Source organism: Klebsiella sp. CB_Kp196, assembly GCF_040061575.1.
Classification (GTDB): domain Bacteria; phylum Pseudomonadota; class Gammaproteobacteria; order Enterobacterales; family Enterobacteriaceae; genus Klebsiella; species Klebsiella michiganensis.
The window spans coordinates 72,812-95,903 of record NZ_JBEAFH010000003.1; the positions used below are offsets into that span (position 1 = coordinate 72,812).

General features: G+C 56.3%; 23 protein-coding genes. 10 read left to right on the forward strand and 13 right to left on the reverse strand.

The genetic code is table 11. The features are described 5' to 3' along the window. Nucleotides 1-69: 69 nt before the first annotated feature. From ABLU87_RS02240 to hutI, 5 genes are all read right to left on the reverse strand, one after another. Complete coding sequence (locus ABLU87_RS02240; RefSeq protein WP_004849033.1) at nucleotides 70-1,452, reverse strand: amino acid permease; 1,383 nt, start codon at nucleotides 1,450-1,452, stop codon at nucleotides 70-72. Between the two features lie 112 nt (nucleotides 1,453-1,564). After that, nucleotides 1,565-3,088, reverse strand: coding sequence for a histidine ammonia-lyase (gene hutH, locus ABLU87_RS02245; protein ID WP_122117454.1), 1,524 nt, complete (start codon nucleotides 3,086-3,088; stop codon nucleotides 1,565-1,567). Then, a complete protein-coding gene (gene hutU, locus ABLU87_RS02250; protein WP_004849031.1) occupies nucleotides 3,085-4,773 on the reverse strand; it encodes a urocanate hydratase in 1,689 nt (562 codons plus the stop codon). The genes hutH and hutU overlap by 4 nt, the downstream gene beginning before the upstream one ends. A gap of 143 nt (nucleotides 4,774-4,916) precedes the next feature. Further along, nucleotides 4,917-5,642 (reverse strand): histidine utilization repressor, encoded by a 726-nt coding sequence (locus ABLU87_RS02255; protein WP_025108120.1) that lies wholly within the window; start codon nucleotides 5,640-5,642, stop codon nucleotides 4,917-4,919. 140 nt (nucleotides 5,643-5,782) lie between these two features. Beyond that, entirely contained in the window at nucleotides 5,783-7,054 is a 1,272-nt protein-coding gene (gene hutI / locus ABLU87_RS02260) for an imidazolonepropionase (protein ID WP_241181492.1), read from the reverse strand. Between the two features lie 176 nt (nucleotides 7,055-7,230). On the opposite strand from hutI, the gene ABLU87_RS02265 reads away from it, so the two are divergent. The 3 genes from ABLU87_RS02265 to ABLU87_RS02275 all read left to right on the forward strand — a co-directional run bounded on the left by ABLU87_RS02265 (nucleotide 7,231) and on the right by ABLU87_RS02275 (nucleotide 9,759). Next, the gene (locus ABLU87_RS02265) at nucleotides 7,231-8,514 is read left to right on the forward strand and encodes a putative acyl-CoA thioester hydrolase (RefSeq protein WP_014228478.1); all 1,284 of its coding nucleotides are present in this window, start codon (nucleotides 7,231-7,233) and stop codon (nucleotides 8,512-8,514) included. Nucleotides 8,515-8,927: 413 nt separating this feature from the next. Continuing rightward, nucleotides 8,928-9,146, forward strand: a complete 219-nt coding sequence (locus ABLU87_RS02270; protein WP_014228477.1) for a hypothetical protein — start codon at nucleotides 8,928-8,930, stop codon at nucleotides 9,144-9,146. A 58-nt stretch (nucleotides 9,147-9,204) separates the two neighbouring features. Beyond that, nucleotides 9,205-9,759, forward strand: a complete 555-nt coding sequence (locus ABLU87_RS02275; protein ID WP_004849021.1) for a LuxR C-terminal-related transcriptional regulator — start codon at nucleotides 9,205-9,207, stop codon at nucleotides 9,757-9,759. Between the two features lie 94 nt (nucleotides 9,760-9,853). Here the strand turns inward: ABLU87_RS02275 and ABLU87_RS02280 are convergent, their stop codons facing one another. Then, complete coding sequence (locus ABLU87_RS02280; RefSeq protein WP_014228475.1) at nucleotides 9,854-10,585, reverse strand: MerR family transcriptional regulator; 732 nt, start codon at nucleotides 10,583-10,585, stop codon at nucleotides 9,854-9,856. A 188-nt stretch (nucleotides 10,586-10,773) separates the two neighbouring features. Continuing rightward, nucleotides 10,774-11,997 (reverse strand): diguanylate phosphodiesterase, encoded by a 1,224-nt coding sequence (locus tag ABLU87_RS02285; protein WP_064374985.1) that lies wholly within the window; start codon nucleotides 11,995-11,997, stop codon nucleotides 10,774-10,776. Nucleotides 11,998-12,332: 335 nt separating this feature from the next. Here ABLU87_RS02285 and ycgZ point away from each other — a divergent pair, with 335 nt between their 5' ends. From ycgZ to ABLU87_RS02300, 3 genes are all read left to right on the forward strand, one after another. Then, entirely contained in the window at nucleotides 12,333-12,575 is a 243-nt protein-coding gene (gene ycgZ / locus ABLU87_RS02290; protein WP_004849015.1) for a regulatory protein YcgZ, read from the forward strand. Between the two features lie 121 nt (nucleotides 12,576-12,696). Then, the gene (locus ABLU87_RS02295) at nucleotides 12,697-13,020 is read left to right on the forward strand and encodes a hypothetical protein (protein WP_025108124.1); all 324 of its coding nucleotides are present in this window, start codon (nucleotides 12,697-12,699) and stop codon (nucleotides 13,018-13,020) included. A gap of 54 nt (nucleotides 13,021-13,074) precedes the next feature. Further along, nucleotides 13,075-13,341, forward strand: coding sequence for a biofilm development regulator YmgB/AriR family protein (locus tag ABLU87_RS02300; RefSeq protein WP_004849010.1), 267 nt, complete (start codon nucleotides 13,075-13,077; stop codon nucleotides 13,339-13,341). Nucleotides 13,342-13,584: 243 nt separating this feature from the next. Here the strand turns inward: ABLU87_RS02300 and ABLU87_RS02305 are convergent, their stop codons facing one another. Beyond that, nucleotides 13,585-15,054, reverse strand: coding sequence for a PLP-dependent aminotransferase family protein (locus ABLU87_RS02305; RefSeq protein WP_025108125.1), 1,470 nt, complete (start codon nucleotides 15,052-15,054; stop codon nucleotides 13,585-13,587). Nucleotides 15,055-15,187: 133 nt separating this feature from the next. Between ABLU87_RS02305 and ABLU87_RS02310 the strand changes: the two genes are divergently transcribed. Beyond that, on the forward strand, nucleotides 15,188-15,664 hold the full coding sequence (locus ABLU87_RS02310; protein ID WP_038424232.1) for a GNAT family N-acetyltransferase: 477 nt from the start codon (nucleotides 15,188-15,190) through the stop codon (nucleotides 15,662-15,664). Between the two features lie 58 nt (nucleotides 15,665-15,722). Here the strand turns inward: ABLU87_RS02310 and pgl are convergent, their stop codons facing one another. Then, nucleotides 15,723-16,718: a 6-phosphogluconolactonase gene (gene pgl / locus ABLU87_RS02315; protein WP_014228470.1), complete on the reverse strand. Its 996-nt coding sequence runs from the start codon at nucleotides 16,716-16,718 to the stop codon at nucleotides 15,723-15,725. 221 nt (nucleotides 16,719-16,939) lie between these two features. Between pgl and ABLU87_RS02320 the strand changes: the two genes are divergently transcribed. Then, nucleotides 16,940-17,758 carry a pyridoxal phosphatase gene (locus ABLU87_RS02320; protein ID WP_048261177.1) on the forward strand — a complete coding sequence of 273 codons (819 nt, stop codon included), beginning with the start codon at nucleotides 16,940-16,942 and terminating at the stop codon, nucleotides 17,756-17,758. Here the strand turns inward: ABLU87_RS02320 and modC are convergent, their stop codons facing one another. The 4 genes from modC to ABLU87_RS02340 form a co-directional block, all read right to left on the reverse strand. Next, nucleotides 17,759-18,817: a molybdenum ABC transporter ATP-binding protein ModC gene (modC, locus tag ABLU87_RS02325; RefSeq protein WP_064374984.1), complete on the reverse strand. Its 1,059-nt coding sequence runs from the start codon at nucleotides 18,815-18,817 to the stop codon at nucleotides 17,759-17,761. It abuts the gene before it with no gap. Between the two features lie 2 nt (nucleotides 18,818-18,819). Beyond that, on the reverse strand, nucleotides 18,820-19,509 hold the full coding sequence (gene modB, locus ABLU87_RS02330; RefSeq protein WP_004848997.1) for a molybdate ABC transporter permease subunit: 690 nt from the start codon (nucleotides 19,507-19,509) through the stop codon (nucleotides 18,820-18,822). Beyond that, entirely contained in the window at nucleotides 19,509-20,282 is a 774-nt protein-coding gene (modA, locus tag ABLU87_RS02335; RefSeq protein ID WP_064374983.1) for a molybdate ABC transporter substrate-binding protein, read from the reverse strand. The genes modB and modA overlap by 1 nt, the downstream gene beginning before the upstream one ends. A 144-nt stretch (nucleotides 20,283-20,426) precedes the next feature. Next, on the reverse strand, nucleotides 20,427-20,576 hold the full coding sequence (locus ABLU87_RS02340; protein ID WP_004848993.1) for an AcrZ family multidrug efflux pump-associated protein: 150 nt from the start codon (nucleotides 20,574-20,576) through the stop codon (nucleotides 20,427-20,429). Nucleotides 20,577-20,729: 153 nt separating this feature from the next. Between ABLU87_RS02340 and modE the strand changes: the two genes are divergently transcribed. Both modE and modF read left to right on the forward strand, forming a co-directional pair. Next, entirely contained in the window at nucleotides 20,730-21,518 is a 789-nt protein-coding gene (gene modE / locus ABLU87_RS02345) for a molybdenum-dependent transcriptional regulator (protein WP_004848991.1), read from the forward strand. A 67-nt stretch (nucleotides 21,519-21,585) separates the two neighbouring features. After that, a complete protein-coding gene (gene modF / locus ABLU87_RS02350) occupies nucleotides 21,586-23,055 on the forward strand; it encodes a molybdate ABC transporter ATP-binding protein ModF (RefSeq protein WP_046878471.1) in 1,470 nt (489 codons plus the stop codon). The last annotated feature ends 37 nt before the right edge of the window (nucleotides 23,056-23,092 follow it).

A 23,092-nucleotide genomic window follows, 5' to 3' on the forward strand; every position in this document is an offset into this window, starting at 1 on the left:
GGGCTACAGGTGAGTGCGATTGGGTAGCCCGGGTAAGGCGTCAGCCGCAACCCGGGTAAACCAAAACAATCACGACTCCGTCACCGCCTGCACGGCGTTTTTGCGCACCCGCGCAAACCACACCGCCGTCAGCAGCCCGAGCCATACCAGACCGGCGATAAGCGCAATCCGCGTCTCCTCCACCATCCCCAGCACCGCGATGACCAGTCCCATAAACAGCAGCGTCAGCAGCGGCGCCACCGGCCAGAACGGTACCGGGAACGCGATATTGCCGCGCTCTTCAGCGGACAGGCCGCGACGCATCGCAAAGTGGGCCAGCAGGATCATCAGCCAGACCCACACCGTCGCGAAGGCCGCCAGCGAGGCAATCAGCACAAACACCTGCTCCGGCATCAGGTAGTTCAGCACCACCGCCGCCAGCAGCGCCACGCCCATCACCACCACCGTCATCCACGGCACCCCGTTGCTGGCGATGCGCTGGAAGCTCTTCGGCGCCAGCCCCTCTTTCGCCATGCCGTACATCATGCGCCCCGCGCCAAAAATATCGCTGTTAATCGCCGAAATACTGGCGCTGATCACGATGATATTCAGGATAGTGGCCGCCGCCGGAATCCCCAGACCATCAAAAATCAGCACGAACGGACTGCCCCGCTCGCCGAAGCTGTTCCACGGGAAAATCGCCATCAGAATCGCCAGGGTGCAGACATAGAACAGCACGATTCGCAGCGGGATAGTATTGATCGCCTGCGGGATCACCTTCTGCGGATTCTTCGCTTCCGCCGCGGTCACGCCGATAATCTCGACGCCGCCAAAGGCAAACATCACGATACCGAGCGAGGCTATAATCCCCTCCCAGCCGTTAGGGGCAAAGCCGCCGTGGCTCCACAAATTCTCCAGCCCGGTTGCCGGAAAGGCGTTACCGAATCCAAAGAAAATGATGCTGCCGCCCGCCACAATCATGGCAATAATCGCCACCACTTTGATCAGCGACAGCCAGAACTCCATCTCGCCGAAAACGCGCACGCTGCACAGGTTCATGGCGCCGATAAAAAAGATAATGCTCAACACCCAGATCCAGCGGGGAACATCGGGATACCACAGCCCCATATAGATGCCGAACGCGGTAACGTCCGCGAGGGCGACGATCACCATCTCAAAGGTGTAGGTCCACCCGGTAATAAAACCCGCCAGCGGGCCAAGATACTGGCGCGCGTAGCTGCTGAAGGAGCCGGAAACGGGGTTGCGTACCGCCATTTCCCCCAGCGCCCGCATCACGATAAACACCGCCGCGCCGCCGATCAGATAGGCCAGCAGTACCGCCGGGCCCGCGGCCTTGATCGCCGATGCCGAGCCGTAGAACAGCCCGGTACCGATGGCGGAGCCGAGGGCGATAAAACGAATGTGCCGGGCATTCAGCCCGCGCAGCAGATGTGGCTTGTTTTGTTGTTGCATATGCAAGTGTCCTGATAGTTTTTATACGACGACAAATATGCGTGTAGGGTGGCCGGGAGGAAGAGATCCTCCCGGCGCAGGTACAGAGAACAGCGATGGTTTAGCGTTGGTCTCAGAGCACGGCAGGCAGCAGCCGCGTCAGATGACGCGCCGCCAGGAGCGCAATGGCGTTTTCGATGTCCGGGGCGAAGAAGCGGTCCTCGGTGTAATGGGTCACCCGTTCGCGCAGCAGGTGGCGCGCCTCTTCCAGCAGCGGGCTGCTGCTCAGGCCTTCGCGCATATCCAGACCCTGCGCGGCTGCCAGCCACTCCACGGCCAGTACGCCGCGGGTATTTTCCGCCATCGCCCACAGGCGGCGGCCGGCGGCCGGGGCCATCGAGACGTGGTCTTCCTGGTTAGCGGAGGTCGGCAGACTGTCCACGCTGTGCGGGTGCGACAGCGCTTTGTTCTCGCTGGCCAGCGCCGCCGCCGTCACCTGGGCAATCATAAACCCGGAGTTGACGCCGCCGTTTTTGACCAGGAAAGGGGGCAACTGCGACATATGGCTGTCCATCATCAGCGCGATACGGCGCTCCGACAGCGATCCGATTTCGGCAATCGCCAGCGCGATATTATCCGCCGCCATCGCCACCGGTTCGGCGTGGAAGTTACCGCCGGAAATCACGTCGTTCTCGCTGGCGAACACCAGCGGGTTATCGGATACCGCGTTGGCTTCAACCAGCAGCACTTCCGCCGCCTGGCGAAGCTGGGTCAGGCAGGCACCCATCACCTGCGGCTGACAGCGCAGGGAGTACGGGTCCTGCACCTTGGTGCAGTTATGGTGCGACTGGGAAATCGCGCTGTCGTCGGTCAGCAGATGGCGATAGAGCGCCGCGGCGTCAATCTGCCCGCGCTGACCGCGCGCTTCGTGAATGCGCGGATCAAACGGACGACGCGAACCGAGCGCCGCTTCGGTGGTTAACGACCCGCAAACTACCGCGGAAGCGAACAGGTCTTCGGCTTCGAACAGGCCGCGCAGGGCAAACGCCGTCGACGCCTGCGTGCCGTTGAGCAGCGCCAGCCCCTCTTTCGCCGCCAGAGTAATCGGCTCAAGCCCCGCCTGACGCAGCGCTTCCGTCGCCGGCAGCCACTCCCCGCCGCGCACGCGCGCTTTCCCTTCGCCAAGCAGGGTTAAAGACATATGCGCCAGCGGCGCGAGGTCGCCGGAGGCGCCGACCGATCCCTTCGCCGGGATCCACGGCGTCACGCCCGCGTTGACCAGGCCAATCAGCGCCTGAATCACGCTCAGGCGAATGCCGGAAAAGCCGCGCGACAGGCTGTTAATTTTCAGCACCATAATCAGACGCGCGAGGTCATCATCCAGCGGTTCGCCAATCCCCGCCGCGTGCGAAAGCACCAGCGATCGCTGAAGGTTTTCCAGATCTTCGGTTGAGATGCGCGTCTGCGCCAGCAGGCCAAAACCGGTGTTGATACCGTAGGCGGTGCGGCCTTCCGCCAGAATCGCGTTGACGCAGGCAACGCTGTCATCAATCGCCGCGAACGCGCTTTCGTCTAGCGTAATGTTCAGCGGCTGGCTGTAGACGTCGCGCAGCTGCGACAGGCTGAGTTGACCCGGAATCAGTGTTAAAGCGTTCATTTAGCGTGCCCCTGCGTTGCTGCCACCATCGGAAGATTCAAACCTTGTTCTGTCGCGCACTCAATCGCGATATCGTAGCCCGCGTCGGCATGACGCATCACGCCGGTCGCCGGGTCGTTGTGCAGGACGCGGGCAATGCGCGCCGCCGCTTCATCGGTACCGTCGCAGACGATAACCATGCCGGAGTGCTGCGAAAAGCCCATCCCGACGCCGCCGCCGTGATGCAGCGACACCCAGGTCGCCCCGCTGGCGGTATTCAGTAAGGCGTTGAGCAGCGGCCAGTCGGAGACGGCGTCGGAACCATCGCGCATCGCTTCCGTCTCGCGGTTCGGGCTGGCGACGGAGCCGGAGTCAAGATGGTCGCGGCCAATGACGATCGGCGCGGAGACTTCGCCGCTGCGGACCATTTCGTTAAACGCCAGCCCCAGCTTCTGCCGCCATTCGAGGCCTACCCAGCAGATACGCGCCGGTAGCCCCTGGAAACTGATACGCTCGCGGGCCATATCCAGCCAGTGATGCAGGTGCTTATCGTCTTTAACGATCTCTTTCACTTTCGCGTCGGTTTTATAGATGTCCTGCGGGTCGCCGGACAGGGCAACCCAGCGGAACGGGCCGATGCCGCGGCAGAATAGCGGGCGGATATAGGCGGGAACGAAGCCTGGGAAAGCAAACGCGTTGCCAACGCCCATCTCCTGGGCCATCTGGCGAATGTTGTTGCCGTAGTCAAACGTCGGCACGCCCATTTCGTGGAATGCCAGCATCGCCTGCACGTGGTCGGCCATTGCGCGTTTCGCCGCCAGGATAGTGCCCTGCGGGTCCGACTCGGCCTTAGCCTGGTACTCTTCCCAGCTCCAGCCTTTCGGCAGATAGCCGTGCAGCGGGTCGTGGGCGCTGGTCTGATCGGTCACCATATCCGGGCGCACGCCGCGTTTGACCATTTCCGGCACGATCTCTGCCGCATTGCCGCACAGTGCGATAGAGATTGCCCGGCCCTCGGCGGTGTATTTTTTGATGCGCGCCAGCGCGTCATCCAGCGACGTCGCCTGTTCGTCAACGTAGCGGGTTCGCAGGCGGAAATCGATGCGGCTCTGCTGGCATTCGATATTCAACGAGCAGGCGCCCGCTAAGGTCGCGGCCAGCGGCTGCGCGCCGCCCATGCCGCCCAGACCGGCGGTCAACACCCAGCGCCCCTTCAGGCTGCCCTGGTAGTGCTGGCGGCCTGCCTCAACGAAGGTTTCATAGGTGCCCTGCACGATGCCCTGGCTGCCAATGTAGATCCAGCTGCCGGCGGTCATCTGGCCGTACATCGCCAGCCCTTTGGCATCCAGCTCGTTAAAGTGTTCCCAGGTTGCCCAGTGCGGCACCAGGTTGGAGTTGGCGATCAGCACCCGCGGCGAGTTTTCATGGGTTTTGAATACACCCACCGGCTTACCGGACTGCACCAGCAGCGTTTCGTCGCTCTCCAGGTTTTTCAGCGCCTTCACGATAGCGTCATAGCATTCCCAGTTGCGCGCCGCGCGTCCGATGCCGCCATACACCACCAGCTCATGCGGGTTTTCGGCGACATCCGGGTCGAGGTTATTCATGAGCATACGCAGCGGAGCTTCGGTCAGCCAGCTCTTCGCATTTAACGTTGTGCCACGCGGTGCACGTACGTCCTGCTGGCGGTATTTGCTTTGCGACATCGGGGGTTTCTCCTGACAATTAACGTTGTGTACGTAGATACATATACTTGTCTATACAAGCATACGCAAGCCAGGATTTAACACAAAAGATACATTTTTGTTATATTGCGTCAGCAATCACGTTTTGCCGACGCGCAGGAAGATCAGGAACCAAAATGGCCCTGCAGACGGTAGCGGCTGCCGGGGAAAATCAGGCGCGCGTGGGAAACGATATGGGTGGTGGACCAGGTGCGGCGGCGGATCAGCAGACACGGGTCGTGCGCGTGAATATGCAGCAGCGCGCACTCCTCCGCCGTTGCCTGCACCGCCTCAACAATGTGCTCCCCTTCGGTCAGAGGGGCGATCAGCGACAGATAGTCGTGGGGCGTGGTCGCGGTATAGTCCTGACGCAGATAGTCCGGCACCACGGAGGCGTTGACGCAGCGGTCCTCAATCTGTACCGGGACCTCATTTTCAAAATGCACCATCAGCGAATGGAAAATCCGCGTACCGGCGGCCACGTTGAGCGCCGCGGCCTGAATCAGATCCGCCTGCGTTTCCTCCAGCAGCACCACCTCGCAGCGGTGCTGATGATGACGAGAGGTAATTTCCTCCGCGATGCTGCGCACTTCAAACAGCGCCGACTGCCCTTTCGGCTCCGCGACAAACGTCCCCACCCCCTGTAATCGCACCAGCCGGCCTTCATCGGTCAGCTCGCGCAGCGCCCGATTGATGGTCATCCGGCTAAAGCCAAACTGCGCCACCAGCTCCGCCTCCGAAGGAATGCGATCGTGCGGACGCCAGACGCCGCTGTGGATCTTTTCGCTAATAGCCTGTTTCACCTTTTCATAGAAAGGCGCAGGCGCGGAACGAGGTTGCGATGAGAACATGGCCGGGCTTCCTTGTGCGAATGGGCGGCGAAACGTCCAGAATATACTGAATCGCTACTGCCACCAATGGGCGATTTGCCGCGCCTCCGCGCTGTGGTCGCGCCCCTGACAAATCCCGGCGGCCGTCGGTTGTCATAGCTTCATGCGATTTCTCCTCGCACCACGCGCTGCCAGAGCGGGCTGCGCCCCGGCTCGTAAACCATCTCAACCGGATGCTCCGCGTCCCAGATAGCAAAATCAGCAACGAAGCCCGGCGCCAGCCGGCCGTGGCTCGCCTGGCGGCCCAGCGCCTGCGCCGCATGACGGGTTACGCCTGCCCACGCCTCCTCCGGCGTTAAGCCAAATTTCACGCAGGCCATATTCATCGCCAGATGCAGGCTGGCGAAGGGGCTGGTGCCGGGGTTGTAGTCCGTCGCCACCGCCATCGGAACCTGATATTCGCGCAGCAGTTCAACCGGCGGCCTGCGGGTTTCGTTAAGGAAATAGAACGCGCCGGGCAGGAGCACCGCCACGGTGCCGCTGCGGCTCATCGCCGCCACGCCCTCTGGGGTCAGGTATTCAATATGGTCGGCGGACAGGCCTTTATAGCGGCTCACTAATTCGGCGCCGCCCAGCGAAGAGAGCTGCTCAACGTGACCTTTTACCGGGATACCTAATGCCTGGGCCGTACTGTAAACCCGTTCAGTCTGCGCGGGGGTAAAGCCGACGTTTTCGCAGAAGGCATCGACGCTTTCAAATAGCCCCTCTTCCCACAGCGTGGGCAGAATGGTTTCGCATACCAGATTGATATAGCCGTCCGGGTCGCCTTTATATTCCGGCGGCGTGGCGTGGGCGGAGAGTAGCGTGGGGGAAATCTCAACGGTATGCGTTGCGGCAAGCTGTTGTACAACCCGCAGCATTTTACGTTCGTTTGCGAGATCCAGCCCGTAGCCGGACTTGATCTCCAGGGTGGTGACCCCTTCGCGCAGCAGACGAGCCAGCCGCTGCCGGGCCAGCGCCAGCAGCACCGTTTCGCTGCTTTCCCGGGTGGCGCGCACGGTCGCGTTAATGCCGCCGCCGTTGGCGCTAATGGTCTGGTAGGAGACGCCGTTGAGGCGCTGCTCCCACTCCTGCGCCCGGCTGCCGCCGAAGACCAGGTGCGTGTGGCAATCAATCAGCCCCGGCGTGAGCAGCCTGCCGCCGAGGTCAATACTCTGCCCTGCGGGCGCCTCGCTTTCGGGCACAATGGCTTCAATGCGCCCATCGCGCACCAGCAGCGCATGATGCTCCACGAGTCCATACGGCTGAGAGAAACGCGGATCGAGCGTGGCCAGACGGACGTTTCGCCAGATTAGGCGTTCGGAAGGTGTGTGTGTCATAGCGGTCAACTTGTCATGGGTTGTATAGACATTTATTTTGATTACGCGAGAAATGTCAACTCAGCCCCCGGCAAATGTTATTTATTTGTGATCAAAAGCGGCTCGTTTCCGGCTCTTATTATGTAAAGAAACAACTTTTTTGCGCTACGTCTTCCCGTTTCGCTTAAGTTGGTATAAAACAGCAGGCTTTAAAGGACCTATACCCTTAATTTATTCTTGCCCGGAGCAACATGAACACATATTCCGTTTCCCGCCTGGCGCTGGCGCTGGCCTTTGGCGTGACGTTGTCCGCCTGTAGTTCGACGCCTGCCGATCAACAGCCCTCAACGCAAACAGCGCCGGGCACGGCCTCTCGTCCAGTTTTAACCGCCGATGAGGCGAAAAACTTCTTACCGGCGAGCTATTTCCAGTCTCTCGATCCTAACGCCGCGGCGTGGAGCCCGTCCGCCATCAGCCTCCCGGCGCAGCCGGATTTTGTTGTGGGTCCTGCGGGTACCCAGGGGGTAACCCACACCACGATTCAGGCCGCGGTGGATGCAGCGATTACCCGCCACTCCAATCGTCGTCAGTTTATCGCCATCATGCCGGGTGAATATGCGGGCACCGTATACGTTCCGGCGGCGCCTGGCGCGCTGACCCTGTACGGCACCGGTGAGAAGCCGATTGATGTAAAAATCAGCGCAGCGATTGATTCAGAAATGGATCCGGTCTCCTGGCGTCACCAGGTTAATCCGGGCGGCAAATATATGCCGGGCAAACCGGCCTGGTATATGTACGACAGCTGCCAGAGCAGACGTGCCGCCACCGTTGGCGTGATGTGCTCAGCGGTATTCTGGTCGCAGAATAACGATCTCCAGCTACAGAACCTGACTATCGCCAACAACCTCGGCGACAGCGTAGACGCGGGCACCCATCAGGCCGTGGCGCTGCGTAGCGATGGCGATCGGGTACAGATTAACAAGGTGAATATCCTCGGTCGCCAGAACACCTTTTTCGTGACCAACAGCGGCGTACAAAACCGCCTGCAGGATAACCGTCAGACCCGAACCCTGGTCAGCAACAGCTATATTGAAGGCGACGTCGATATCGTTTCCGGTCGTGGGGCGGTCGTGTTCGACAATACCGACTTCCGCGTGGTCAATTCGCGCACCCAGAAAGAGGGCTACGTCTTTGCGCCAGCGACCCTGAAGAGCGTGACCTACGGCTTCCTGGCGATCAACAGCCGCTTTACCGCTTCCGGCGATAACGTCGCGCAGCTGGGCCGCTCTCTGGACGTTGACGGCAACACCAATGGCCAGGTCGTTATTCGCGATAGCGTCATTAATGAAGGCTTTAATATTGCCAAACCGTGGGCTGATGCCGTCGGTTCAAACCGTCCGTTTAGCGGCAACACCGGTACTGCGGATGCCAAAGGCAACCCGCAGCGTAACCTGAATGACGCTAACTTCAACCGCATGTGGGAATACAACAACCGCGGCGTGGGAAGCTTTGTCGTCGCTGAACCGAAGCAGTAACGCTTACGCCAAAAGGGGGAAGCTATTCCCCCTTTGTCTCTTTCTCTTCCCGCTGTGCCCTTCCCGCTTCTTCACCGCTATCCCCTCATCCTGTAGGTTATCCCTGTACAGACGCCGTTCTGTACAACTTTTTCACATTATCTTTACAAAAAATAACTCTACAAAACAATATCTTATAAGTCAATGTTAAAAAAACCAACTAAATGTACAAAATTAATTCGGAAAAATTGTACATCCTGAAGATCGTGACTATAGTTATTACGTAAGTTTTAAATTCTGCATTACAGCATTCTTATGATTTAAAAAAATGCACACCATTTCCTTTGAAATGGTGAAGAACCGTAGAGCAAAGATGATTTTTATCCCGCATCTTTGTTTGTTGATTTATTGTCTAACATAACCCGAGATATACCATGCAGATTAAAAATACTATTCCTGCAGAGTTTATTTCTAACTCTGCTTTGCTGAAAAATATCGAACACATGGTGCAGACCCAGACGGAGAGCGAAGCCGTTAGCCACGAGCGTTTAATCGTTGAGGTTCAGCGGCGCCTGAATCTCGAGAAAAATGAAATACTCGCCGATTTATATATCCAAACGCTGCATGTGCTACGTGGTAAAAACCATCACTAAGCATGATATGTGATTTGTTAAATTAAGCCATTATTAACACTTCTACCTCGGAGGACAAATGAATAACGACAAGCAAGGTCACTTTTTTAATCATTACGATCTTTGGATTAACAATAACCTTCTTCGTCAAGGATTACAGCTTGTACTCGATTCATTATCACCAGGCTGTTTTCATGGAAAATATGTCTTTTTCACCAGCGATAACTATTATGCGGTGCTTAATCATCATTACGATCGCAAAAGAGTTCGTTTTGTCCTGCTCACCGACGGTAATGATTTGAACTTCCTGAGCGAAATACCAATGTACAGAATCCCAGCGCGCTCAACGCCCGCTGAGATAAAATCGTTTATTCTCCGCCCCACCTTGTTCGGTAAGAAGCCTGACCGGGAATCTGAAAGTATCGTTTTTACCAATCGCGAAAAAGAAGTGATTCGCCTGATGAACGATGGTGAAGCGATGGCAAATATAGGGAAGTCGCTGAATTTACATATTAAAACAATTTATCAAATTCGCCTGACCTTAATCAAAAAGCTCGGCTGCTCGGGTCGGACAGATTTTTTTAATATTAGCCGCAGCGAAACGTTTAAAGCCTGGACCCAGCTCAATTTCTGATAATTTACCTGCCAGCGCATGTTGCCATGCTTCAGGAAGACAAGCGGCGGAATAACATCTCTAAAAATGTTCCGCTGCTAACCCTCTAAGACGCTTACTCTCCGTGAAACTCAATGGTGAAGCCCTGGCTTTGCCAGTGGCTAAGTAATTCTGCCTGCAAGGGGGTCAGCGCGCGGCCGGTCCAGACAAAAATGTGCTGACCAGGAAACAGTTCCGGGCGAGGAGAATCCAGCGGCTCCGCCAGCACGTTGACGTGCCAGGCGCGCTGCGATAAACGCCACGCTTCCAGCCACAGACGGGTACGGTCTTCATTACCCCACCCCACCAGCAGCGTCTCTTTCCCCACCTTTTTGCGCGATTCCGCAAGAATGGACGCTACGCAATCAATCAGGATACCGTCCAGCATACTGATAATCGCCATGGAGGTATTCGGATCGAGATTGAGCTTACTGCGGACGGGGACAAAGAGCCGGTCAATCAGTTTATCTACGGGATATTCATGGCTGAGGGACATGATGCGGGTGCGTAATTTTGAGGGCTGGACGCCTCGCAGAAGCGTCATCATCTCTTCCTGGAGCAGGACGGCAGCGTCTTGCGTTTCAGGTTGATGGCCTTCCAGAAGCGCCTTAACCTTGCCCACGGAGACTCCGCGATCGATCCAGCGTTTGATTTCCTCAATGCGCTGAACGTCCTCCTCGTCAAACTGGCGGTGGCCTCCCTCGCTTCTCTGCGGCTTTAGCAAACCATATCTTCGCTGCCATGCACGCAAAGTCACGGGGTTGATTCCGCAACGTTCGGCAACCTCACCGATGCTGTAATATGCCATTAGCGCCCTCTAACCTGATAATACTTTACCGACTAAATTAACGAATTTAGCCTGGTTGTACAATTAACTTTTCTTGTACAGCTAAAATAAACAGGTCGGGCGCCGATATACCGGGCAAAAAACAGGGCTTATTTTACCGTTATACACCGCTTTTTAACCGACACGCTGCGCTGAGCCGGGGTCAAAATTTAAAGAAGCTCACACGCTACTTTTTTCTCTGGCCATGCTACCGGCGGAATGCCTCCCAGACACGGACTGGCAAATAAATTTCCCTGGAAATGCGTAATCCCCGCTGACTCCAGCCACATCCACTCCTCCGCCTGCTCGATACCTACCGCAGAAATGGCGATTTCCAGGGAGTGACAGCATTTAATAATCGCCTGAACGATTGCCTGTTTTGGGCCGTGCTTATGGATATCTTTGACCAGCTGGCGATTAATCTTGATGCGATCCGGCTGAAACTGAGCCAGCAGCAATAACCCGGCAAACCCGGCGCCAAAATGATCGATAGCCACGCGAATTCCCGCAGACTTGAGCTTACGCACGGAATCGGTGAATTCATCAAGACGGGAAATGGCTTCGCTTTCGGTAAATTCCACAATAATTTGCTCAGGGATCAAACCGCTGGCTTCAATTTCCGCTAACAGAAATTCGACAGCGTTGGGAACATTCACCAGCGTCATGGGCAGCAGATTAATCGACAACGTGCGTCCACGGAGGTGCAAAAGTCCCGCCATGGCGAAGGCAATGCGCTTGCTGTGGAGATCCGTCCAGTAGATTTCCTCTCGCGAAAGTCCGTCAAAATAGACCGCTGGCGAATCACCGGAAGTCGTGCGCAGCAGCGCTTCGTAGGAGACGACCTCTTTGGCAAACGGATCGATGACCGGCTGAAAAGCAAAGCTGCATTCGGCCTCTTGCAGCGGAGTTTCAGGGTAGCAGGCAGCGTCTTCTATCACAAACTCCCAGCTTTCAGCCTCAGGAATTTCGTAATAGTTTTCCTTTTCCGTGGCTTCGACGAAGGTACGGAAAAAATGGAGCGCTCTGTCGTCATAGGTGAGCTGATATTTTGTGGTCCCTTTATCCAGCACAGCCTGCAGCACTTCATCGCGGTCAAACTCTCGTAAATCAAAGAGTTCCATGCCAATTTTACCAAAGCGCCGCATCGGTCCATGATCCCTGAGCAGCTCCACGAGGTTATGGTGCCGCGGGTCTGCGCAGATAAGACGGTAAATTTCCTCAACCTTCTCTTCAGGTCCTTCTAATAGCTGAAAAAAGTGGGTGCCGTTAAAAAGCAGAATACCCGACACGTTTTCCTGACTATTTTTGACATTTGCTTCAGCAACCATGCTTTCGAGCGATTTAATTGACACGTTGTCGCAGATATGGCTGCGATAAATAATGGTAGTGAGCATGAAGTTTCCGACAGAAGAGATGAAAGCTAATAAGATATTACAGTAGCAGGTCTACCCGCATAAGTCCTGTAAAAGCGCCCGAATCATTAACAAATAAATCACATTAACACCCTCTTTTCGCTGGCGTTCTTGCCTTCCTGTATACCTGTACAATTCGTACATCTCCACTCGATGTTTACCTTAAGATTTGTACAATTTTAAAACCATATAAATCAATACGTTATAAAAAACATTAAGAAAATTAACATATTTTTTCCATTTCCTATGTACAAGTTGATAAACATTGTATAACTTTAATCGCAACTTCACTGATAATTGAACTTACAGGAGCACATATGCAGCAGAACGGTTACATTCCTGACACGGCTAACGCTATTGCCCACTACTTCAATAAAGCGTCGTTACCTTCGCAGCAGGAGACGTTAGGGCAGATTGTAATGGATATCCTTAATGAAGGACGCAACCTGAATCGCAAATCCCTGTGTACGAAACTGCTGGGTCGCCTTGAAGTGGCTTCAGAACCTGAAGAAGAAAACCATTATCAAACGTTGATTGGTCTCTTGTTTGAGCATCAGTGATAAAAGTGGCTTCAGCTATCTGGTGATTTAAGTCGTTACTGAATGAGGAAATATAAGGGATGGGCCAGTATCTGACACGGATTACCGGCTTGCTACTAAATTCCCAGTCAAGGAGATGACAATGATCAGAGATACCGTTATGAATCGCAATGATTATGATCCACTAACCGATTTATTGATTGGAGAGGCTGTCCTCTCTCTACTCAAAAATAAGGGGCCTATTAGTAAACAAGCACTGATCGGGAAACTCCAGGCCATGCAGGCTGGGGAACAGGATAAAAAACGGCGGAATGCACTTGGGCGTATTATCGATGAAATCAGTAATATGGTAGCTCGCCGTGGAAAAAACAATACCGTGGGTACTTCAGGCGCTAAGCATAATTGGGATGAGCCGAATTCGTTATTAGGTTCTCCTCAGCAGCCAGGTACGAATAAAATACACTGACCACTACTGGTCTAATGTTTAACTTACAAAGTAGAGAATATGATGAGACAGACTATGCATCAGCAACCGGATATTTACGCAGGCCTGAACGATACCGCACTCTCTGAATATTTCCGCAACGCAGGCGACAGACTGATCGATGAATCAGCGGTGATGTCGCTGGCTATCAGCAGCATCCTTGAGTCTGAGGGTCACCTCAGCAACAAGGCGATTATTTTGTGGTTAATTACGGCGCTGGAAACCACCAGCGATGTCGTAACTGCAGACGTTATCCGCAAAACCCTGGAAATCGTCGTCAGCTACACCATGGATGATATCTGATTTATTAACCGGCTGTAATTAAACAGGGAAGTCACATATCGCTAAGCGAATGGTTATATTATTACAGAAGCCGTGGATATACGTTAAATCCAGGCGCGGTATCTCTCTTTTTAAAACTCTGCCCCTGTTGTCAGATGAATAATCAGGACGGGGCAGGTTTTCCAAAAAGATAATCATTGTCTGCAATATAATCCGGCAATGAATGCCATTAATCCCCTGCAAAATATTTCCCGTATTGCTGAGCTAAAACATCGCAGCCAGGCGGCGAATTCCCTCGGTCAAAACCGCTGGGGGATGGTTTGCAAAACCGAATAGAACTCCTTCGCGCGACATCGGCCGCTGACAATAGCGCTCAAACGTCTGCACGCCGAAACCTGGCTGGCGCGCCTTAGCGACGACCTCTTCTGCCTTTAAACCCGCTGATAGCCAGCAGACTATGTGAATACCCGAATCCGTTGGATGTACGACCATGCGCCCGGCAAAGTAGCGGGCAATAGCCGCCTCCAGCGCGCTTTTTCGCTCAAAACAGGCTTTGCGAATACGACGGACGTGGCTGGCATAGTGCCCCTCGCTGATGAAACGGGCCAGGACGGCCTGTTCGAGATACCCACTACAGAGATCGGTGTAATATTTCGTCATGGCAAACTGTTCACGCAAATGCTCGGGGACCACTAAAAAGCCCAGCCGGAACTCCGGATACATCATCTTAGAAAATGTGCCCGCGTAGATGACCCGCTGATGATTATCTAACCCCTGCAACGCCTGCAGAGAGCGGGCGGCATAGCGGAATTCGCTATTGTAATCGTCTTCAAATATCCACGCCCGATGGGCTTCCGCCCATTCCAGTAAGGCGAGCCTTCTGGGCAGGCTAAGCGTTCCACTGAGCGGGAACTGGTGCGACGGCGCGGTATAGACCAGCTTAGCTTGCGGGTAATGGCGAATGCCATCCTGAATATCCATGCCCTCCTCGTCAACCCGAACGGGCCGGACCACCGCTCCCCTGGCGGCGAATGCGCCGCGGGCGCCGTTGTATCCGGGATCGTCGAGCCAGACTTCATCGCCCTTTTCCAGTAAAGCCTGAGCGGTGATGGAAAGCGCTTGCTGAATACCGTTGACAATGATCACCCGATCTTCGTGGCAATTGACGCCGCGCGTCGCCTGAATATAGCGACTAATCGCCTGGCGTAGAGGTTGATATCCATAGGGCGTGGCGTGCGCTCCCAGCTCACGACGCGATTGCCGCCAGACGCGCCCCAGCAGCCGCCCCCATAAAGCATGAGGGAAGAGATCGGTACAGCCGATACCGACGGCAAAAACCTGACGCATTTCGCCGCTGTCCTCTCTTTCTGACCATGATGAAACCAGTGCGGCGACATCAGGATTAAGCGGCCCTGCGGCGGCTATTGCCGTTTCGGGCGGCGTCGACGCGTCATACTCGCTAATGAGGTTATCCGGGATATGCTCGCAGACAAAAGTGCCCGCCCCCTTGCGCGTGACGAGGTACCCCTCATCCATCAGGCGGTCAAAACCGGCAATAACCGAGTTTCGCGAGATCGCCATCATCTCAGCCAGCGCCCGGCTGGAGGGGATTTTTGAACCCGCCGACAATCGGCCATCCAGAATCGCCTGACGCAGGGCGTGGTAGACCTGATCTTTAATCACGCCGCGGGCTAATAACAGTTCCTGAAACAGAGGGGCAATGGGTTTTGGCATGAGCGGCAGCGGGCATCGACGGCATAAAAGTGGATCCTATAAATATACAGAAAGTGTCACTTTTTAGGAACCAGAACAGCACCTACCATAGCGCCAGGTCAAATCACCCGGTTGATAAAAATAAGGAACAGCCATGAATAGCAACAAAACCGACGTTAACCTCGCGCAGGTAACCCTCCACCCCGCGGCTGAAAGCGACTTTGCCCAGTGGCTGCCGCTGTGGAAAAGCTACCAGACGTTTTATCGCGTCGACATCCCGGAAAGCATCACGCAGCTCACCTGGAAGCGCTTTTTCCATCCCACCGAGCCGATGTTCTGCGCAGTGGCAAAACAGGAAGGCAGGATAGTGGGTTTCGTACATTATCTCTTCCACCGCTCCACCTGGGCCGAAAGCGACTACTGCTATCTGGAGGACCTCTTCGTTGACCCGGCCGTTCGCGGTCAGCATATCGGCAAGCAGCTGATTGAGTATGTTCAGCTGCAGGCGCGCAAACGTCACGCAGCCAGCCTGTACTGGCACACGCATGAGACCAACCTTCGGGGCCAGCGTCTGTATAACTGGGTCGCGGAGAAAAGCGGCATGATTGAGTATCGTATGCGGGTGAAGTAGCCCCTGCGCAGGCGTAAAAAAACCTCGCCGCGGCGAGGTTTCGTCACTGACAGAGAACTTAGCGAGCGTTGACCACGACCCACATCGGGCCCTGGCCTACGGCATAGCGCCCTTTTTCCTGGAGCAGCCCCTGCTCGCCTTTGATTTCATACACCGCGATATGATGCGATTTCTGACCGGCGGCGATCAGATATTTGCCGCTATGATCGAGGTTAAAGCCGCGCGGCTGGGTCTCGGTATTCTGATAGCCTTCGATGGACAGCACGCTGCCGTCTTCCGAGACGCTGAAGATAGTGATAATGCTGGCGGTACGATCGCAGGCGTAGAGATGACGGCCATCCGGGGTCAGATGAATATCCGCCGCCCAGCGCACGCCGGCAAAATCAGGCGGCATCATGTCCAGCGTCTGCACGCATTCGATTTTTCCGTACGGATCTTTCAGCTCCCAGACGTCAACGGAGCTGTTCAGTTCGTTGACGCAGTAGCCGTATTGCTGATTCGGATGGAACACCATGTGACGCGGGCCCGCGCCTTCAACGGTGGTCACTTCAGCCGGCTCCTGTTCTGCGAGGAAACCGTCGTCGCTCAGGGTAAACAGGCAGATACGATCCTGCTTCAGCGCCGGTACCCACAGGGTGCGATTATCGGGAGAGATATTTGCCGAGTGGCAGCCTTCCAGACCTTCAACCACCGCCACCGCTTCTCGCGGCAGGCCGTCCACCAGCGGCGTAACGCTCACGCAGCCCGCGTTATAGGAAGCGCTGAACACAAAGCGCCCCTGACGATCGGTAGAAATATGCGTTGGGCTACCCGGCAGCGCGGCTTCGCCGGCGAAAGTCAGGGCGCCATTATCGGGCGCAATGCGGTAGGCCAGTACGCGAAACTCCGGACGCACGCCGACGTAGAGAAACTCTTTGTTCGGGCTCACCACCATCGGCTGCACCTGGCCCGGGGCATCAACAACCTGCACCAGGGTCAGTTTCCCCTCAAGATCCAGATCCCAGACGTGAATCTGCTGGCTTTCCGGGCTGGCGGTATAAACGGTTTGTTTCATGAATACTCCTTCCTCACTGCACGTGGAAATTTCATTTTTCAGACTAACGACACCCTGAAAAACACAATATGCATACACAACGCTCTTCAGGTTGCCTCCTGGCAGCCTGAAAGATCAAGTGTATCGGCTCTTTAGCGGTAGATGCTGAAAAGTTTGCCGGAATGGCACAGCGGTGTACCATCATAGCCTGCTAACTTTTCATCATTAACCGGAAACAACCCATGACCTCACGCGTGATTGCCCTCGATTTAGACGGCACGCTCTTAACCGGCAAAAAGACCATCCTCCCCGCCTCGCTCGATGCGCTGGCTCGCGCCAAAGACGCGGGATATCAGATCATCGTCGTCACCGGCCGACATCACGTCGCTATCCATCCTTTTTATCAGGCGCTGGCGCTGGATACACCTGCAATTTGCTGCAATGGCACTTATTTGTATGATTATCATGCAAAAAAGGTGCTTGAATCCGACCCGATGCCGGTAGATAAAGCCCTGAGCCTGACGGAAATGCTGAACGAGCATGATATTCACGGCCTGATGTACGTCGATGACGCCATGCTGTACGAGCAGCCGACCGGGCACGTTATCCGCACCGCCAGCTGGGCGCAATCGCTCCCCGTCGAGCAGCGTCCGGTATTCACTCAGGTCGATTCTCTGGCGCAGGCGGCCCGGGAAGTTAACGCCGTGTGGAAATTCGCCCTGACCGATGAAGATACCGCCAAACTGCAGCGCTTTGCCCAACACGTTGGCCAGACGCTGGGTCTGGAGTGCGAATGGTCGTGGCACGATCAGGTGGACATTGCCCGGGAAGGCAACAGCAAAGGTAAACGCCTGGCGCAGTGGGTCGCGTCGCAGGGCCTGGCGATGCAGGATGTTATCGCCTTCGGCGACAACTATAACGACCTCAGCATGCTGGAAGCCGCCGGTACCGGCGTGGCGATGGGCAACGCGGTGGAAGAGGTCAAAGCGCGCGCCAACGTGGTGATCGGTGAAAACGAAACCACCAGCATCGCCGACTACATCTATCGCCACCTGCTGTAATCAGGCGGCTATCGACACGCTTTTTATCTGCGCATACAGCCGCTGGCCCGGGGTCACCCCCAGCTCATCGCGAGCCCAGGGGCTGATGCGCGCCCACAGGGTACGACCGCTTATCTCCAGCCTGACCTCAACCTGCCCATGACTTTCAATACACTGCATGACCTGCGCGGGTAAAATATTGCGGATACTGGTTTGCTGAGCGGGCTGCAGTACCAGAGAAACGTCCGAGGCCTGAATGCGGATCCGCGCGCTTTCGCCCTGCGGCCTGTCAAGACGGTTAACCCATATCTGCCGATCCCCCAGCGCCAGCGCGGTCATGGCATACTTCGGATGCTGAGCGGCAACGGTCACGTTCAGGATCGTGCTTTGCTGCTCCTGGGGAAGCCAGGGGTGCATCACGCTGCTGCTCCACACCTCTTCCAGACAGCCAAAGGCTTTCACTTTCCCCTCTTCCAGCACCAGCACGTTATCCGCCAGATGCTGGATTTCATCCAGAGAGTGGCTGACGTACAGCATCGGGATCTTGATTTCGCGCGCCAGACGCTGCAGATAGGGCAACAGCTCGCGCTTGCGCGGAATATCCAGCGATGCCAGCGGCTCATCCAGCAGCAGCAGCTCCGGCGCGGTAAGCAGCGCCCGGCCAATCGCCACCCGCTGTTTCTCCCCACCGGAGAGGCCGCCCGGCAGGCGGTCAAGCAGCGGCGCAATGCCGAGCAGCGCCACCAGCTTGTCAAACTGCGCCGCCATAGACTTCGCCATGCCATATTGCAGATTGCCGCGCACTTTATAGTGCGGAAACAGGCGCGCGTCCTGAAAAACGTAGCCAATGCGGCGCTTTTCCGGCGCCAGGCAGATACCTTTATCAACGTCGTTCAGCACTCTGCCGTTGAGGACGATGCGCCCCTGCTGCGGGCGCGTCAGGCCGCTAATGGCGTTAATCAACGAGGTTTTACCCGCGCCGGAGACGCCGAACACCGCCGTAATTCCGCTGGCGGGAAGCGTCTCGCGAATTTGCAGACAGTGGCTACCCAGCGTCTGGGTAAAATCGAGCTCAAGCATGTTTATTTCCCCATCCGCTGACGGCTGAGGCGGGCCAGCCATTCGGAAATCAGCAGCGATACCAGCGCCAGCGCAATCGAAATCAAGCATAAACGCGCGGCCGCGCCTTCTCCCCCGGGGGTCTGGATCAGGGTATACATGGCCGAAGGAATGGTGCGCGTTTCGCCGGGAATATTGGAAACAAACGTGATGGTGGCGCCGAACTCGCCCAGCGAGCGGGCGAAAGCCAGGACGGTGCCAACGATAATGCCGGGTAGCGTCAACGGTAACGTAATAGTGAAAAACACCCGCCAGCGGCCAGCTCCGAGGGTACGCGCCGCCTGCTCGAGCTTGATGTCCACCCCTTCCAGCGCGAGGCGAATGGCCCGCACCATCAGCGGAAAGGACATCACCGCCGCCGCCAGTACCGCGCCGCGCCAGCTAAACGCGAAGCTCAGACCAAACCAGTCATACAGCCAGCTGCCGATAAAACCGCGTCGCCCCATCGCGATCAGCAAGAGATACCCTACCACCACCGGTGGCAATACCAGCGGCAGGTGGAGAATGCTATCGAGCAGCGCTTTACCGGGAAAATCTCGTCGCACCAGCAGCCAGGAGAAAAAGATGCCAAAAGGCAAGCTCAGTACCACCGCCAGGGAGGAGACTTTCAGGCTCAGCAGTACCGCCTGCCATTCAGGATCGCTTAAGAACATTAGTGGGTAGTAAATCCGTAACGTGTAAAGATGGCGGACGCTTCCGGCCCTTTTAAATAGTCATAAAACGCGCTGACCGTGGCATTTTTATGGCCGTCGACGATTGCCAGCGGATATTCCACTTTCTTATGCGAATCTTCCGGGAGGGTACCGACAACTTTTACCCCCTTGCTGGCGACCGCATCGGAGCCGTAAACGATCCCCAGCGGCGCTTCGCTGCGTTCAACCAGGGCCAGCGCGCCGCGCACGTCTTCTGCCGGCGCCAGCTTCGGCGACAGGATTTCCCAGGCTCCCAGCTTTTGCAGCGCCTCTTTCGCATAGATGCCAGCAGGCACGTGTTCCGGGTCACCTACGGCCAGGCGGCCGCCTTTCAGCAGGCTGGTCCAGTCGGTTTTATCACTGATGTTTATCTCGCCCTGCGCGCTGGCTTTTGGCGCCACGACAACCAGGCTGTTACCGAGAAGGGTCGCGCGCGAGGCGGTATCAATGCTCTTTTTCTCGACCGCGTAATCCATCCATTTTTGATCGGCGGAGATAAACAGATCCGCCGGCGCCCCCGCTTCAATCTGCCGTGCCAGAGTCGATGAAGAGGCAAATGAAGAAACCACCTCCACGCCCTTCTCTTTTTTATACTCTTTGGCGATATCCTGCATGGCGTTGGTGAGCGATGCCGCGGCAAAAACCGTCACTTTGCCCTCTTCCGCCAGCGCGTGGCCCGCAACGGAGAGCGTTAACGTTGCTCCGGCAAAAAAGCGTAACCATTGACCTGTCATCTGAATCTCCCGTCGGTTCGTTATGTAATAGACAATATAACGATAGCGCCAGGTTTTTCCCAGCGAAAATTAGGGGTAATCAGCGTTCGAAAAATGGAGGGGGGAAGAAATAAGAACGCCCGGCAGAACCGGGCGCGGGGGAAATCAGTGATTTTGCGGTCTGCTGTCTTTATGACCGGCTCCGGAGAAGAGGTTAAACACTTCGCCCAGCCCGTAAATCAGGCCCAGAATGACCGCCATCACCACAGGGACCATGACTACGGCAAAAACCAGACTTTTCAATAGCTCTAACATGGTTGGCTCCAGAAAGTACGAATAGTTTATTGTAACCAATTCAGCCGGAAAAACACGCCCCATTTGTGCGGTGCCCCGCTGGCCACCGTGAGAGATGCATCTTGCAAGATGACCGCTATCGGTCACAATACCCTTTTTCATCAGGATATGATTATGCAGGCTGAAATTCTTCTTACCCTCAAATTACAGCAGCGCCTGTTCGCCGATCCTCGCCGTATCGCCCTGCTGAAACAGATTGAACAGACCGGCTCGATTAGCCAGGGGGCAAAAAACGCGGGCATTAGCTATAAAAGCGCCTGGGATGCGATTAATGAAATGAATCAGCTCAGCGAGCAAACCCTGGTTGACCGGGCGACCGGCGGCAAAGGCGGCGGCGGCGCGGTCCTCACCCGCTACGGGCAGCGGCTGATTCAGCTCTACGACCTGCTGGCGCAGATTCAGCAAAAAGCGTTCGATGTCCTGAGCGATGATGACGCCCTTCCCCTCGACAGCCTGCTGGCTGCCATTTCGCGATTCTCTCTGCAGACCAGCGCGCGCAACCAGTGGTTTGGCACCATTACCGGCCGCGACCATCAGCAGGTCCAGCAGCACGTTGACGTTCTGCTGGCCGACGGCCAAACCCGCTTTAAGGTCGCGATTACCGCCCAAAGCGCCGATCGTCTGGGCCTTGAGGAAGGCCAGGAGGTACTGGTGCTGCTGAAAGCGCCGTGGGTTGGCATTACTCAGGATGCCGCACAGGCGGAACGGGCCGACAACCAGCTGGCCGGACGTATCAACCACATCGAACGCGGGCCGGAACAGTGTGAAGTGCTGATGGCGCTCCCGGATGGGCAGAGCCTTTGCGCCACCCTGCCGGTGGAACAGACGCGCGATCTGGCGGAAGGGGCGGAGGTGATAGCATATTTTAATGCCGATCGCATCATTCTTGCCACGTTGTGCTAACGGCATTGACATTGCGCTCGCGAAGACGTATCCCTGAAGCAAATCGCTGCAAAAAGTGGGATACACAATGTCATTGTTGCAAATTTCGCAAGGCACGTTTCGTCTTAGCGATACAAAAACGTTAAATATTGAACACCTCCGCGTGCAGGCTGGCGAGAGCTGGGCTTTCGTCGGCAGCAACGGCAGCGGGAAATCGGCGCTTGCGCGGGCGCTCTCCGGCGAGCTGACCCTGCTAAGCGGGCAGCGTGAGTGCACCTTCTCGCGCATCACCCGTCTCTCTTTTGAGCAGCTGCAAAAGCTGGTCAGCGATGAGTGGCAGCGCAATAACACCGATTTGCTCAGCCCGGGAGAAGAAGACACCGGCCGCACGACGGCGGAAATTATCCAGGATGAGTTTAAAGACCCCTCCCGCTGCGCTCGCCTTGCTGAACAGTTTGCAATTAGCCACCTGCTCGAACGCCGTTTTAAATATCTCTCAACCGGCGAAACGCGCAAGACCCTGCTGTGCCAGGCGCTGATGGGCGATCCCGACCTGCTTATTCTTGATGAGCCGTTCGACGGTCTTGATGTCGCCTCGCGCCAGCAGCTCGCCGGGATGTTGGCCGCGCTGAACGGCGAAGGTATCACCCTGGTGCTGGTCCTCAATCGTTTTGACGAGATCCCGGCGTTCGTTCAGTATGCCGGGGTGCTGGCGGACTGCGTGCTGAGCGAAACCGGCGAAAAGCAGGCCCTGCTGCAGCAGGCGCTTATTGCCCAGCTCGCCCATAGCGAAAAGCTTGACGGCATGACGCTGCCGGAGCCGGACGCACCGGCAGCGCGTCTTGCGCTGGACGCCGAAGCGCCGCTCATCGTGCTGAACGACGGCGTGGTTTCGTACAACGATCGTCCGATCATTAACCGCCTGAGCTGGACGGTGAACCCTGGCGAACACTGGCAGATAGTCGGCCCCAACGGCGCCGGTAAATCCACGCTGCTCAGCCTGATTACCGGCGACCATCCTCAGGGATACAGCAACGACCTGACCCTGTTTGGCCGCCGCCGCGGCAGCGGTGAAACCATCTGGGATATCAAAAAGCATATTGGCTACGTCAGCAGCAGCCTGCACCTTGAATACCGCGTCAGCACCAACGTGCGTAACGTGATTCTCTCCGGCTACTTCGACTCAATCGGCATCTATCAGGCCGTATCTGACAAGCAGCATAAGCTGGTGCAGAACTGGCTGGATATTCTGGGTATCGACAAACGCACCGCCGATGCGCCGTTCCATAGCCTCTCCTGGGGGCAGCAGCGGCTGGCGCTGATCGTCCGCGCCCTGGTCAAACATCCCACTCTGCTGATCCTTGACGAACCGCTGCAGGGGCTGGACCCGCTCAACCGCCAGCTGGTGCGCCGCTTCGTTGATGTGCTGATTGGCGAAGGGGCGACGCAGCTGCTGTTTGTCTCTCATCACGCCGAAGACGCCCCGGACTGTATCACCCACCGACTGGCCTTTGTGAGTAGTGGAGACGGTTACACTTACCAGCTGGATCCGCTGTAAAATTAAGCCTGTACAGGGGTCTGCTGATCCCTGTTTT